Origin of the sequence: Mucilaginibacter panaciglaebae (genome assembly GCF_039539265.1) — a bacterium.
Classification (GTDB): domain Bacteria; phylum Bacteroidota; class Bacteroidia; order Sphingobacteriales; family Sphingobacteriaceae; genus Mucilaginibacter; species Mucilaginibacter panaciglaebae.
Map to the genome: position 1 here is coordinate 145,949 of NZ_BAABCV010000004.1, position 14,724 is coordinate 160,672.

The window sequence follows — 14,724 nt, forward strand, 5'->3', positions numbered from 1 at the left end:
GCATTATGATTTATGCGCCACCCATTTAACAGCATTGCGCAAAAGTGTTTGGTAAGGGATGATATTATGCGAGGCACCGTCGTGACCAAGTGCAATACAAACAATGCGTGTTTTGGGGTTTTTGACGATGAAAACAGATGGATAAACTATGATCGAGCCGGCAGCACGGTTATTAGCCAAAACTTCTATACCCGGTCCTGAAGGGTCAACGTCATAATGATAACGTTCATCTTTTAAAGTAAAATGCTGTTCAACGCCCTGTGTAACCGGATGATTGGGGTTAACAACATCTTCGTTGAAACTACCATACTCATCGTGCGTATTTGCTCCGCCGCTAACCAGCTGCAGGTTATATTCGGGCCAGCCTAACCAGTTATACCATAGTGCAGGGTGCCCCAGCACCAGGCCTTTGCCGGCATCGGCAAAATCAAATATAGCTTTGCGCGACGCGATATTTATTGGCTGATTGGTAACCAGGTAAAGAACATCGGCACCCTTTAAATAATCCGGTATCGAGTCGGTATTGCTGGTGTAAATTACCGAACACAGTCCATCACGCTCCAAAGTAGCTGCGTCTACCTGTTTATACCAATGATTAAAATCGTGCGAAGTACCGCCCCCAACAATAAGCACCCTGATCTTTCCGGCTGCCGGCATAGGCCCGCAAAAAAATAACGCAACGGCGCATAGTAATAGTTTGAATTGTAGGGTTCTCATTTGCTTAATAGACTGCTAATATAAGCATAGTATTATATTTTGACTAAGTAATGTAGCCTAAAGCGCAAGGGATTCTGCGATGGGGTAGAGAAGGGTTTAATTTGATATTTTATGCTTATTTACTTTCCTCAATCAGCGATAAGATATTACCCGCCGGGTCTTTAAACCAGGCAATGTCCGGACCGTGGCCCTCGCCGCGCATAATGCCTTTTTTGTCGGTGTCAAGGTGTTCATTGTGGTATTGTTCAAAGGTCATGCCTTTGACAATCAGCGCGTCGACAGCCAACTCCAAATTGGGCACCAGGATGTTAAGCACCGTAAAAGTGGCCGGTTGATGATCTGGCTTTGGGTAAACCATAATATTGCCGCCGCCTTTAATATGCAGCTCCATCACACCCATTGGGTTATCGCTAACTTCAAGCCCTAAAACTTCGCTGTAAAACTTTTTGGCAGCTTTCAGATCGTTTACTGAAAAACTGCTGAATGTATTTGAATCCTTAAACATAATTTTGTTTTTACTAAGTTACTTTTGATACGGATGATACGTAATGGCTGAAAGGGCCAATTGTTAGGGGCATTTAAGACTTTAACATCCCTGTAAATCAATTAGTTTTAGTAAAGTACAATTCCATTAAATAAAGAATAGCTTTGCCCTGAACCTCAAGCATGAAACCAATACTACCTGCCATTGTCATAGCACAATTTTTTTGCACCTCTGTCTGGTTTGCCGGCAATGCCATTATGGGCGACGTCGCCAGACAATTGCATCTGGAGCCGTCTTATCTGGCGCACCTAACCAGCTCGGTACAACTGGGTTTCATCGCCGGTACACTTATTTTTGCCATCCTGAGTGTAGCCGATCGCTTTTCGCCGGTAAAAGTATTTTTTTGCTGCGCGATGATTGCCGCGGTGATCAACCTGGGCGCAAGTTTAAATAGTATCAACACAACCTCGCTTATTATCTGCCGCTTTGCAACAGGCTTTTTCCTGGCGGGTATTTACCCCGTCGGCATGAAAATAGCATCCGACCATTACCGGCAAGGCCTGGGCAAATCATTAGGATTCTTGGTTGGTGCCCTGGTACTTGGTACGGCCTTTCCGCACTTTTTAAAAAGCATGACGGCTGGCTTGCCTTATAAACATGTCATTTACGGCACATCCATTCTTTCGGCACTGGGCGGCTGTGCCATGTTATCATTAGTCCCGGACGGCCCTGACCGCAAGCAAGGGCAAAAATTAAATTTCAGCAGATTTCTGGACGGTTTTAGCAACCCCAAATTCAGGGCAGCGGCGTTTGGTTATTTTGGCCACATGTGGGAGCTGTATGCCTTTTGGGTTTTTGTCCCCGTTTTCCTGGCGGCTTATAAAGATCATTACCCGGCGACGGATTTGAACATCCCCTTACTGTCATTCCTTATCATCGCTGTAGGTAGTTTATCCTGCGTGGCAAGCGGCTATCTATCGCAAAAGTTTGGGCCAAAAAGGACAGCCACCATCGCGTTGCTCACATCCGGTATTTGCTGTGTAGTCTCGCCATTGTTTTTATTTGCTAACGCGATGATTGCCTTTATCATCTTCCTGTTCGTCTGGAGCATGGCTGTCATTGCCGACTCGCCGCTGTTTTCCACGCTCGTCGCCCAAAACGCCTCTGCCGAAACCAAAGGTTCAGCGTTGACTATCGTTAACAGCATTGGTTTTGCTATAACCATCGTCAGTATACAACTGGTAACCGCTTTACGTACCGCAGCTAATGCGCAATATATCTACATGATATTGGCCGCAGGGCCGGTGTTGGGTTTGATAGCATTAATGCGCCAAAAAACTTCGCCCTGTTAAGTGCCCATACTTGCGATGCGATAAAAGCGCACACGCAGTATCTGATCTATTTTAAATCCCGATATTGCTGCAAATTCAATACCATGCCCGATTTCAAATTAGAAGCAGCCAAAACAGCCCTGCAATTCATCAAACCCGGACAAACCATAGGCGTTGGCGCCGGCTCGACCATTGCCAACCTGCTGGAATTGATTGCTGCGGATAAACAACTGGCAGCATCGCTCACATTTGCCACGTCATCATTTAAAACTGCGGGTTTGATCCTGCAATACGATTTCCGCTTATTGGGTAGCGAGCAGGTTAAACACATCGACATCTATTTTGACGGCTGCGACCAGTTTGATGCGAAACTCAATGCCCTGAAATGCGGCGGTGGCATTCATACCTCCGAGAAGATCATGGCCAGCCTTGCCAACGAGTTTGTTTTAATTGGCGATGCTTCAAAATCTGTCGAAAAATTAGATACCACCTACCCGCTGGTGCTCGAGGTTTTGCCGACAGGTTTGCAATTAGTTTACCAATGGCTGGCCAAAAACATCCCAACGGCTAAAGTTACCATGCGCCTGAGCACACAGAAAGATGGAGCCGTGATCACCGAAAATGGTAATTACCTGCTGGATGTTTATTTTGCTGAGACGATAACAATTGAAAAGATGAATGCAGTAAAAATGGTGCCGGGTGTGGTAGAGCACTCGCTTTTTATAGGCTTGGCAAAGAAAGCCGTTATTGCTGGTGAAGGTGGAGTGAAGGTTTTGTCGCCTATTCCCTAAATCCGTCTTTATCATTTTCGAGCGTAGCGAGAAATCTATATACACGCTAAACGCTGCGCAATGTATAGATTTCTCGCTACGCTCGAAATGACATAGCTTTTTAATATTTACGCTACATCTATCATCTTCTTGAGGAATTGTAGACAATTAAGTAGAATGTCATTTCGAGCGTAGCGAGAAATCTATACACACCCTAATTACCGTTGATTGACTCGTGTATAGATTTCTCACTCGTTCCTCGTTCGAAATGACAAATTTGCTGTCCAACTACGCCTCTCCCAATCCAATTGTAACCAAACAATTACGTTACAAATAGCATAAATTTCATAGTATTGAGATACCAAACAAAACAACCAATTAATTGCCTTCTTTAAAATATCTCTGTTATGAAACTAAAAGATACTTTTTTAGCATTATGCATGCTGGTCAGTCCGGCTTTTGCCCAACACAAGTCGGCTGCAACTGCAGGTAAGTCGATAACCGGCAAATCGCCTGCCGATTATGTCGACCTGTACATCGGCTCCATTAATCCTAAAAACCGCAGTACTGCGCCTGTTATTAAGGCTCCGGGTGGTAACATGAATATCTTCCCGACGTTTAACCCGGCTGTCGAAGATTTTTACTTGTCAGACAAGATTTTCAATTTTCCGGTGGGTTTTGGCAGTCTGATGATCAGCAAAGGCGAGTTTAAACCCGGCGCCCGTGAGAATGCTTCGCACTTTGACCATGATATGGAAACGGCTACACCATACTACTATCAGGCCCTGCTGGAAGACCCGAATATCAATACCGAATACACTCTTACCGATAATGCGGCTATTTTTCGCTTTACTATTCCGGCTAACCAGGCTACCAACCTGATGTTATCGGGCAATAGCACAATAGAGGTTAAGGGCGAAAAAGTACTGGAAGGCTCGGGTGCTTCATTTGGCGGCCGCCGTGGCGAAGCAGCAAACAAAAGATATTTTTATGCCGAAATAAGCAAGGCAGCCTCAAGCCACAGCACCTGGAAGGAAGAAGCTCCTGCTGGCGGCAATGGCGGTAGGCGTGGTGGTAACGGCGGTGGTGGCAGCGGTACGTACCTGCATTGGGACGCATCGTCACAGCCGATGACCTTAGAGTTTAAAGTAGCGCTTTCAAATGTTAGCGCTGAGGATGCCAAGGCAACACTTGATAAAGAGATCGGCAAATCAACCTTCGACCAGGTAAAAGCTAAACTGAAAGACCGCTGGAATGCCGAACTGAACCTGATCAAAATTAAAGGCGGCACCGAACGTCAGCGCGGTATTTTTTATAGCACCTTATATCGTACCCGCGCTTTGCGTATGGGTAACGTTTGGGATACCTACCGCAGCGCTTACGCTTTGCAGGACTTGATCGAACCAAAAGAATCAGTAAAAGCCATCAATAGTTTTATAGATGCTTATGAGAAAACCGGTTGGCTAACTAATTCGGGCGCCATGATTGGTAACCACTCTACCTCGGTTATTGCAGAGGCTTACCTAAAAGGCTTGCGTGGTTTTGATGTAGAGAAAGCTTATGCCGGCATGCGCAAAAATGCTACGGAAGGTACCATGATACCATGGAAAGACGGCCCCGGCACTACAGAATTAGAGAAATGCTATTATGAAAAAGGCTGGTACCCGGCCTTGCCTATTCGTAAAGATGCAGACGAAAAGAAACCGGTAGGCAAATATGATAAACTGCCTTACAACGTTAAATGGACCCCCACCTTAGAGGTAGAAGAGTGGGTGCCTGAAGTTGACTCGTGGCACCGCCGCCAGTCGGTTTCTGTAACGCTGGAGCATTGCTATGACGATTGGTGCCTGGCGCAAATGGCCAAGGCTTTGGGTAAGCAAGACGACTATCAACTATTCATGAAACGCGCGCATAACTACCAAAACCTGTTTAAACCGTCTATCGGCCTGATGGCCCCAAAAACTGCCGACGGCAATTGGGTTGAGCCGTTTGATCCGAAAACTTCGGGCGGCTTTGCGGGCGAGGGTTATTTTGCGGAGTGTAACTCTTGGGTATATACCTGGAGTGTACAACATGACATACAAGGTTTAATCAATCTGGAGGGCAGTCGCCAGAACTTTGTAGATAAACTGGACGAATTGTTCACTACCGGCCACAACGGTATGGATAAAATGGCCTTCCAGGGTCAGTTTCCGGATATGACCGGTTTGGTGGGTATGTATCCGCAAGGCAATGAACCGGCCTATCACATTCCGTACCTGTACAACTATGCAGGCCAGCCGTGGAAAACCCAACAGAAAATACGTTTGCTGATGGACCTTTGGTATGACATTACCCCGCAAGGTATAGCAGGCGATGAGGACGGCGGTGCTACCTCAAGCTGGTATGTATTTAACTCGATGGGATTTTACCCGCAAAATCCGGCCAGTGCAGTGTTTGATATTGGTAGCCCAATATTTGAGGAAAGCACCATTAACGTAGGTAGCGGTAAAACTTTTGTCATTGAAGCCAAAGGCGCATCGGCACAAAACAAATACGTGCAAAGCGCTACGCTTAACGGCAAAACCTGGAACAAGCCGTGGATGAAAAGCAGCGACATTACAGGCGGCGGTAGATTGACCCTGGTAATGGGTCCGCGCCCTAACAAAAACTGGGGCAGTGCGCAGGCAGATGCAGCGCCGTCAATGTCGGCAGCGACGGTTAATTAAGATATCTGATGAAAAGCCCCCCGCATAGCGGGGCTTTTCATATAAAAGAATAGCTGATTTCGAGCATAGCGAAAATCTAAATATATTATTAGGCTCGCGTTTTTACTGTCCGCTTGTAGACGCGAAGCATCGCGTCTCTACGTTTTTCATTTTTCGAAGCGTGTAAAATGCAAAAGAATAAAAGTTAGTAGAGACGCAATGCTTTGCGTCTTTTTGAAGCGACTCGTTTACCGACCGCTTCGTAGACGCGAAGCATCGCGTCTCTACGTTTGGTGGCATTAAACAACAAACGTTGCACAAAAATATTACTCACTTTCTCTCAAACCACGTATTCTTGTAAATCCAATTATATCTTCATGAAAAAGATCACCTCATTTACCCTCATTTTATGGCTGATAAGTACCGCCGCTTCTGCTACTGTAAAGCTGCCCGCCATCTTTGGCGACAATATGGTTTTACAGCGCGGCATCCCGGTGCCCATTTACGGTTGGGCCGATGCGGGCGAGCGGGTGACCGTCGATTTTAGGGGCAAGACCTATAAAGCTACTACCGGTACCGACGGCAAATGGGCGCTCAAACTAGGCAATTACAAAGCCGGCGGGCCATACCAGATGCACATACAGGGCAATAATACCGACATTACCTACAGTAATATCCTGATTGGGGATGTATGGCTGGCCTCGGGACAATCAAACATGGAGTTTGGCATACAAACCGAGAAGCGCGCTGCCAATGCTATAGCTAATGCAACCGATAACCAGATCCACTTTTTTTATGTGCCGATGAACCTGTCGCTTAGCCCGGTATATGATGTAGTGAAACAACCATCCGACTCGCCGAATGGCAAATGGCTGGTGTGCTCGCCCCAGGTGTTGGCCAATCCCCGCTTTGCCTGGCATGGGTTTTCGGGTGTGGGGCTTTACTTTGCCGAAGCTTTGCGTAAATCTGAAAAAGTGCCAATGGGCATGATCGGCAGTTATCGCGGCGGTACGCCGGTAGAAGCCTGGATCAGTGTCGAGGGATTGAAGGAAGAACCGGCCTTTACCCGTTATGCAGACAAGCAGAAATGGCTGGTTGACCACTTCGATGAAGCAACCAAAACTTACCCTTCGCGGCAGGCAGCCTATCGCGACAGCCTGAAAATATGGAACGCCGAAGTAGGTGATGCCTATAACCAAACGCTGAAACAATGGGACAAAGATGTTGCCGCTGCCAAAGCCAGTAACCAGACGCCGCCGCTTAAGCCCAAGCCAGCGCGCCCGGCGCCAACACAACCCGCCGACCCGCTGGGTGGATACCAATCGCCAACGGTTTGCTACAATGGTGTTATAGCCCCGCTGGTAGGTTATGGCTTGAAAGGTGTGATCTGGTATCAGGGCGAAACCAATGGCGACGGCATGAGTGACGCCGTAGATTATAAGGAACATTTTCCAAGAATGATAGCCGACTGGCGCGCCAAATGGGCACTGGGCGATTTCCCTTTCCTGTTTGTGCAGCTACCAAATTTCAGAGGGGCGGCTATCACCCCGTCTCAGGATAACTGGCCGTGGGTGCGTGAGGGGCAGGCTAAAACCCTGTCGCTGCCAAATACCGGCATGGCTACCATTATTGATGCGGGCGAGGCGCTGGATGTCCACCCAACTAATAAACTGGTGCCCGGTAACCGCCTGGCGTTGGTGGCACAGCAAAAAGTGTATGGCAGGAAGGTTGTAGCTTCGGGGCCGGTTTATGAATCAATGAAGATCCAGGGCAACAAGATCATCATCAGCTTTGATGAAATACATAAAGGTTTGACCGCCGGCTCTTTGGTGGGCGACGATGTAGTGAACAGCGACGACAAAGAACTCAAAGGTTTCGGCGTAGCCGGCGAAGATCATAAATTTTACTGGGCCAAAGCCCTGATAACCGGCAATACCGTTACAGTTTGGGCCGACGAGGTACCGGCTCCGGCATCTGTACGCTATAACTGGGCCGATAATCCTCCGGGAAATTTATATAATAAGAACGGTCTTCCCGCAAGGCCTTTCCGCACAGACGATTGGCCGCCATTTGATCGTAAATAATTAACAGAGTATATCATTTCGACCGGGGTACCAGGGAGAGATCTAGACACACCCAGGTCTGCGGTGAGTTGCGTGTGTCTAGATCTCTCCCTGTTGTTCGAGAAGGCATAGTCTATTAGCTTCCGATATTTTTAAGGTTTGATCTTTTGTTGCTGTAAGCGATTTATTCAGGCATATTGAAAATAAATCAATGATTTTAACATAAAATGCCGTTAATTTAGCCAATAATTTTGTGTAGCGCTAAATACGCCATATAAATACCTTAACAACCAAATTTCTACAAACAAAACTATACATTCATGAAAAAAAACCTGCTGTTGGGATGCTTAGCAGTCTTGTCGACTTTCAGATTTGCATCTGCGCAAGAAAGGAAAGCACCTTCGTATCCGTTAATTACGCATAATACTTATTTCAGCGTTTGGTCAAATACCGACAAGCTGGCCGAGTCGACCACCACACATTGGACCGGTGCCGCGCAATCACTGATTGGTATTATCAATGTTGACGGTACCGACTATCGTTTTATGGGTAAAGAGCCTGAACAATACCGCACTATCCTGCCTGCGTCTGACGAAAAGGATTACTCGGTAAAATATACTTTCACCGAACCGGCCGGCGATTGGACAGCACCGTCGTACGCTGCTGCCGATTGGAAAGAAGGCATGTCGCCAATTGGTGATGGCCGCGGCTCAAACATCAGATGGAGAACGCATGATATCTGGGTGAGAAGAACTTTCACTATCACGCAGACCGACGATATTAATAAACTATTCCTGAAAGCTTCTTGGGATGATAATATAGAAGTTACCCTTAACGGCAAAAATATATTTACCCGCGTTGGTGTAAGTAAGGGTTTTGAAATGGCTCCCCTTGACAAAGACAAACTGAAAATAGGAGAGAACATTATTGCCATGCACGTAGTAAATACCGGTGGAGGTACTCGTGCCGATATTGGTTTGGTTGACAAACTAAAACCCGTTATCGCTAAAGAATTGGAAGAAGCTGATCAGAAAAATGTAAGTCTTACTGCTACTCAAACCATCTATACGTTTAAAGCAGGTAAGGTTAATCTGGATGTGACTTTCACATCTCCGTTGTTATTGGCTAATCTGGATCTGTTATCTCGCCCGGTTACCTATATCACTTATCGTGTAAAATCTAACGATAATAAAACTCACGCTGTAAAGGTGTTTTTCAGCGCTTCAACCAATTTAGCGGTTAACCAGCCTAAACAGGCAGTTACTGCTTCGCAATCAAGTACTGCAGCTTTATCAATCTTGAAAGCCGGTACTGATGAGCAGCCTGTATTGCAAAAGGCAGGGGATGACGTGCGTATTGACTGGGGTTACTTGTATGTAGCTGCTCCAAAAGCAACCGGCGCTAAACAATTCATCACTACCGAAAGAGAATCGGTTTTAAATTTCCGTCAGGGTCAAACAAAAACTACACAAACAAAAGGTACTCAGTTGGCCCTGAATACGGTTATTCCGTTTGGTAATGTTGGCACTACCTCTGTGGCTAAATACGTCGAAATTGGTTATGATGATGTTTACTCCATGCAGTATTTCAACACCAATTTGCGCCCGTGGTGGAACCGCACAGGAAAGGAGACTTTCGTAAATCAGCTTACCAGGGCAAATACCGAGTATGCTTCTATATTGCAAAAATGTGCCGCCTTTAATAAAACGATGTATGCCGATGCAGTTAAAGCCGGTGGCAAAACCTATGCCGACCTGTGCGTGCTGGCTTATCGTCAAAGTATAGCAGCTCACATTTTGGTGCAGAGCCCTAAAGGCGAGATCCTGTGGTTCTCGAAAGAAAACTTTAGCGGTGGCTTTGTTAACACCGTCGACGTAACTTATCCGTCGGCTCCGCTGTACCTGATCTATAATCCTAAACTGATGCAGGGTATGCTGAACGGTATCTTCTACTTTAGCGAAAGCGGCAAATTTAAACATGATTTTGCCGCACACGATTTAGGTAGCTATCCGCATGCCAACGGCCAGACTTATGGTGAAGGCATGCCGGTTGAAGAATCGGGCAATATGATCATTCTGACAACCGCTATCTGTAAAGCACAAGGTAGCCCGGCTTACGCTAAATTGCACTGGAAAACGCTGAGCACCTGGGTGAATTACTTAACCAGCGAAGGCTTTGACCCTGCTAACCAATTATGTACTGACGACTTTGCCGGTCACCTGGCGCGTAATGCTAACTTGTCTGTAAAAGCTATTGTAGGTATAGATTGTTATGCGCAGTTAGCCGAGTCGTTGGGTGATAAAGCTACTGCTGCTAAATATCGCGCGATAGCGAAAGATATGGTAGGCAGATGGCAAAAATTAGCCGGCGACAAAGATCACTTCACCCTGACCTTTGAAAACCCCGGTACCTGGAGCCAGAAATATAACCTGGTTTGGGATAAAGTTTTAGACCTGGACCTGTTCCCTCAATCAGTTTATGATACCGAAACTAAATATTACATCAGTAAACAAAATGAGTATGGCTTGCCTTTAGATAGTCGTAAAACCTATACCAAATCCGACTGGATTTTGTGGACCGCTACCTTTGCGCCAACTCAAAAAGATTTTGAAAAATTGATCGATCCGGTTTATAAATATGCTTTGGAAACGCCAACCCGCGTACCCCTGAGCGACTGGCATGAAACTACCAACGGCAAACAAACCGGCTTCCAGGCCCGTAGCGTTATAGGCGGTTACTTCATGAAATTGCTGGAATACAAGATGCACAACAAAAAATAATAAGCTGATATTTAATATTACATTCATATTGCAAAAGCCGCTACAATAGCGGCTTTTGCGTTTTTAGGGCGTTTTAAGCCCTTTATTATTTGATTTATTGACTAATATTCATTTACTTAGATTAATAAACCAATTAGTCCACAAACAACTCTATTAACATTATCAATAATATATGCGTGGTACTTTTTTGTCGCTGGCTTTTTAGCCTGACGCAGCAATCAGGAAAGCTATTATTAATGTAATGTTACCTTATCGCAACGCTCATGAAAATAGCTTTACTTGCATGCGCTTCTTTGTTTATGTCAGGATTTTTAAATCTTGTTCAGGCCCAGTCGGAATCGAACGAAGTTGCAACTGATTCATCAACCTACGACCTGGGGCGGCTTACCCTTAAAAAGCGCAATGTACAAGCTGTAACCATCAAAGCGGCCGATCTGGAAAAGATGCCTTTTACGGATTTGAAATCTGCTATAAATATTTATACCTATGGCGTTTACAGTGCTCATCAAAGTTATGTTTATGTGATAGACGGCATCCTGAATGCTGATGTCAACGCTTACAGCATATATGACATCGACGAGATAACCATGGTACAGAACGCAGCGGCGGTACTAAATGGTGTTGATGCCACTAAAACCCTGATCCTGGTAAAAACAAAGCACGGCGGCAGCGAAGCCAGGGGTGTTACCATAGCCGGGCAATCAGAGTTTATCAGGCTTACGCAAAGATCGCCTTATACATTTAACAACAGTAGCGCTAAATACCCTAAAAGTAACGACATGTATCATCAGTACTACGTGTCGGCTTATGGTAACTCGGATATGATCAAGGCAGGCATATCTGCCGAAATATTGCATAATACATTACCCTATGGGTATTATGTATTGCCAGCGTCGACAAATACACCGGCGGCGCCAATAAGCTCAAACCGCTTTAAGTTTAATGGTTATTTGGACGTTAAATTGGGCGATGCCAACCTGTTAACCGTAAACGCCGGCTATGTGCCGCAACGCGACCGTTCAAACAATGCTGATGAATTGGCGGCTTTAGCCGGCAGCTCGGCAAAGTACGTTAATAGTTTTTATAACAGCCAAAACTTGTTTTATACCGATGTTAAGTTAGCTACCATCATAGCAGAGGGCTTTACCAATAAAATTAGCGCCGGTTTTGAACGCCTGCGCGATCATGGCGAGTCGTTAGCGGCAAGCTACAATGCCAACGGAACCCTGCAAGGAGCGGGCAGCAGGCGGGATTCGACCAGCTCTGTTAATAGTTTTGTTGCAACAGAAGATATCACTTACCGTGCACAACTGGAAAATTTTTCGCTACAGCCTAATGTTAATTTTACTTTCAGACAGGTGAATAACCCGCATAGCGCTCAATTTGCGAGCGCTTCTAATGGGGCATTCCGCAATTTTTTGGATAACAATTATACAACCAAACAAAAACTGGGAATTTTGACACCGTCAATAGCCTTTAGCTATTTAGACTGGTTAATTGTGCAAGGTGGTTTCCAAACTTATTTTAACAGTACCGCAAAGCCAACCGTACAAGATCATGACCAGACACAGCCGTTGCCTTTTGCTTCTGTAAGCATTGATTTGTTAACGCCGTTGCAATTGGACACCGACCAAATGCGGTTGAATATTTACGGATCATATGCCAGAAACTTTAATTACTCGAATGATAAATATGGCAGCCTGATAGATCAGCTTTATATTCATCCGGGAAATAATGCAAGGTTTGACAGTCAGCCCGATCCCTACCAGGTTTATACACAAATACAGGGGGGCGCTGTGTTTTCTGTTTTGGAAAACAAATTGTCGTTCAGCTACAATTATAGCTTGAAAAGATTTAGCACCACGCAGGTTGTTTTGATCAGGTTGCCGGGGTTTACGGATATGTTTCAAAACACAGAAGCTCGTGTTGAGCTGCATCGTGTCGGCATCGACTTCGCGCTGCCAACCGATGGCGACTTTAGCTGGCGCACCAGCCTGAACGGTACTTATGTACTTATGCGCGACAACTATAAAGTACGAAACTATCTGCCCGAATATTTGCGATTAACTTATCCGGGCAAACCCTTTATAACCGGTGGTTTTGTAAATCATCTGAATTTCAAAAATGCTTATCTGGATTTTGGGATGATTTACGCGCTTAATCAGGCATTACTTGCGCATACGGCGTATTCAAGAACCTGGGTTGTTACTGGTAAGGTAAATATTTTTAATCTGCAGAATATCGACCTGGGTTATAAATTGCAGGTAAAGGCGGTTAAAAGCCTGGAAGTGTATGCTAATGCCCGCAACCTGATACAAAGCGATCAATTTAAATACATAGAAAACCGCAGATACATCGGCGCCGGCTTCAAAGTGGGGTTATGACGTCCCTCTGGCTAACCCAGCATTGAAGCCTATAGTTACTGAAGTTTAGCAACAAAGCCCGCATTAACGGGCTTTGTTGCTTATTTGCTAAAATTAAGTATTTGGTCGAGCGTTGATGTGCTGTCTGTCTGAAAGTAGTGAATTTTCAATCTGGTGCTTGTTAGTGTTGTGATATTAAACCCGCCGTCAAAGTCAACATAGTTGGTATTGGTAAACACCAGTTTATTGTTGGTTATTTTCCATTTTCCATTGTAAGCTTTGGTGCTTTCCATGATAGATACGGTGCCATCTGCTTTAAAATCAAAGTAGTCGGCCGAGGTAAAAGCTGTGGTGTCCTTCTGGTTTGTACCCAATGTGGTGTAATTGTCAATAGCGGTTTGCATGGTCCATTTACCAAGGATTTGCTGAGATTGGCTGGGCTGCTCCGATAGCTTGGTGCAGCTTGTAAACATCGCTGCCGTAGTTATGGTGTAAGCAACCAGCAGAGTCAGTAGAGTTTTTTTCATAATTGGGCTTAATAGTTTAAATTTTAGGCTTATACGTTTGTACGGAGTTTGTTAAATATGTTTAATTCAAGGAACATTGACAAAAGATGAGCTGATCTTAAGCAGATTGTTTTTTTGGGAGACCTTTACTCATTTAATGGCATGATAATAAGCTTTATGTTGCTTAAAACTTTTTCATGATCTTAACCAGGCTTTTGGCAATAACGGCGCAGCCTTTATCCGAAGGATGCAACCCGTCAAAAGTTAAACCGATAGCCTCAGTAGGGTACGGGTAATCATCAGTTGACGGATTAAACGGAATATCGATAGATTTTGGATAAGGCAAATCAGCGTACTGGTCTGTTTGCACATCTTTTACTCGTTTAAATTTAACCAGCTTTGGCAGCGTAAAATCGGCATTATGATACAGGTCATCCACCGGTATGTTTTCCAGTTTCCCGCTAGCAGCAATAGCATTAGCTACAGCTTCCAGGGTCTGTCCGTTCTTTTCGCGATAAGAGCCGTAGGCATTATTCTTTTTATCAAACAGGTAAACAAAATCAACCCGCTGCAATGGAGTCATTAAAACAATTTTGGCTTCAGGATTTAACGCCCTGATCTTATCCATAATAATCCTGAATGACCCATAAATTGTGTTATTACCCTTGTTGTTTTGGTAATCGTCAATAGTGCCTATAGGGCGTCCCTGCCACCAATCATTGGTACCCAGGAAAATAGTATAGACATCGCCTTTAGGGATATTTAATTTATCAAAGCTACCGGCAATACCGCCCGATGTCCAGCCATTGTAGCCTTTGTTGATATAGTGAATATAGGGAAGCTTTTCGGTAACCTGCGTAAGGTAACCTTTAGTCAGGCGATCTTTTGTTTCGTTTTTATGATCATTCAGATAGGTTATTGAATCGCCTATGGCTACCCAGGTTAGCTCCTTACGGGTAAACGAACTTAGCACAAAAATGGCGCAAATTAAAACAAGTATCTTTTTCATATCACAATTATAAA

The 14,724-nt window shown here is 45.0% G+C and carries 10 protein-coding genes; 6 read left to right on the plus strand and 4 right to left on the minus strand.

Annotation, left to right across the window (positions count from 1 at the left end; genetic code table 11):
- Window positions 1-3: 3 nt before the first annotated feature.
- Window positions 4-717, minus strand: a complete 714-nt coding sequence (locus tag ABD772_RS06690; RefSeq protein ID WP_345102037.1) for a ThuA domain-containing protein — start codon at window positions 715-717, stop codon at window positions 4-6.
- Between the two features lie 115 nt (window positions 718-832).
- A complete protein-coding gene (locus ABD772_RS06695) occupies window positions 833-1,222 on the minus strand; it encodes a VOC family protein (RefSeq protein WP_345102039.1) in 390 nt (129 codons plus the stop codon).
- 161 nt (window positions 1,223-1,383) lie between these two features.
- On the opposite strand from ABD772_RS06695, the gene ABD772_RS06700 reads away from it, so the two are divergent.
- The 6 genes from ABD772_RS06700 to ABD772_RS06725 all read left to right on the plus strand — a co-directional run bounded on the left by ABD772_RS06700 (window position 1,384) and on the right by ABD772_RS06725 (window position 13,216).
- On the plus strand, window positions 1,384-2,553 hold the full coding sequence (locus tag ABD772_RS06700) for an MFS transporter (protein ID WP_345102041.1): 1,170 nt from the start codon (window positions 1,384-1,386) through the stop codon (window positions 2,551-2,553).
- Window positions 2,554-2,636: 83 nt separating this feature from the next.
- Window positions 2,637-3,323, plus strand: a complete 687-nt coding sequence (gene rpiA / locus ABD772_RS06705) for a ribose 5-phosphate isomerase A (protein ID WP_345102043.1) — start codon at window positions 2,637-2,639, stop codon at window positions 3,321-3,323.
- 386 nt (window positions 3,324-3,709) lie between these two features.
- Window positions 3,710-6,010 carry a GH92 family glycosyl hydrolase gene (locus ABD772_RS06710; protein WP_345102045.1) on the plus strand — a complete coding sequence of 767 codons (2,301 nt, stop codon included), beginning with the start codon at window positions 3,710-3,712 and terminating at the stop codon, window positions 6,008-6,010.
- A gap of 356 nt (window positions 6,011-6,366) precedes the next feature.
- Window positions 6,367-8,073: a sialate O-acetylesterase gene (locus ABD772_RS06715; protein ID WP_345102047.1), complete on the plus strand. Its 1,707-nt coding sequence runs from the start codon at window positions 6,367-6,369 to the stop codon at window positions 8,071-8,073.
- A 299-nt stretch (window positions 8,074-8,372) separates the two neighbouring features.
- A complete protein-coding gene (locus ABD772_RS06720; protein WP_345102049.1) occupies window positions 8,373-10,832 on the plus strand; it encodes a glutaminase family protein in 2,460 nt (819 codons plus the stop codon).
- Window positions 10,833-11,095: 263 nt separating this feature from the next.
- Complete coding sequence (locus tag ABD772_RS06725; RefSeq protein WP_345102051.1) at window positions 11,096-13,216, plus strand: TonB-dependent receptor; 2,121 nt, start codon at window positions 11,096-11,098, stop codon at window positions 13,214-13,216.
- Between the two features lie 80 nt (window positions 13,217-13,296).
- On the opposite strand, the gene ABD772_RS06730 is transcribed toward ABD772_RS06725, so the two are convergent.
- Both ABD772_RS06730 and ABD772_RS06735 read right to left on the minus strand, forming a co-directional pair.
- Entirely contained in the window at window positions 13,297-13,722 is a 426-nt protein-coding gene (locus ABD772_RS06730; RefSeq protein ID WP_345102053.1) for a lipocalin family protein, read from the minus strand.
- Between the two features lie 163 nt (window positions 13,723-13,885).
- On the minus strand, window positions 13,886-14,710 hold the full coding sequence (locus tag ABD772_RS06735; RefSeq protein ID WP_345102055.1) for an SGNH/GDSL hydrolase family protein: 825 nt from the start codon (window positions 14,708-14,710) through the stop codon (window positions 13,886-13,888).
- Window positions 14,711-14,724: the final 14 nt, after the last annotated feature.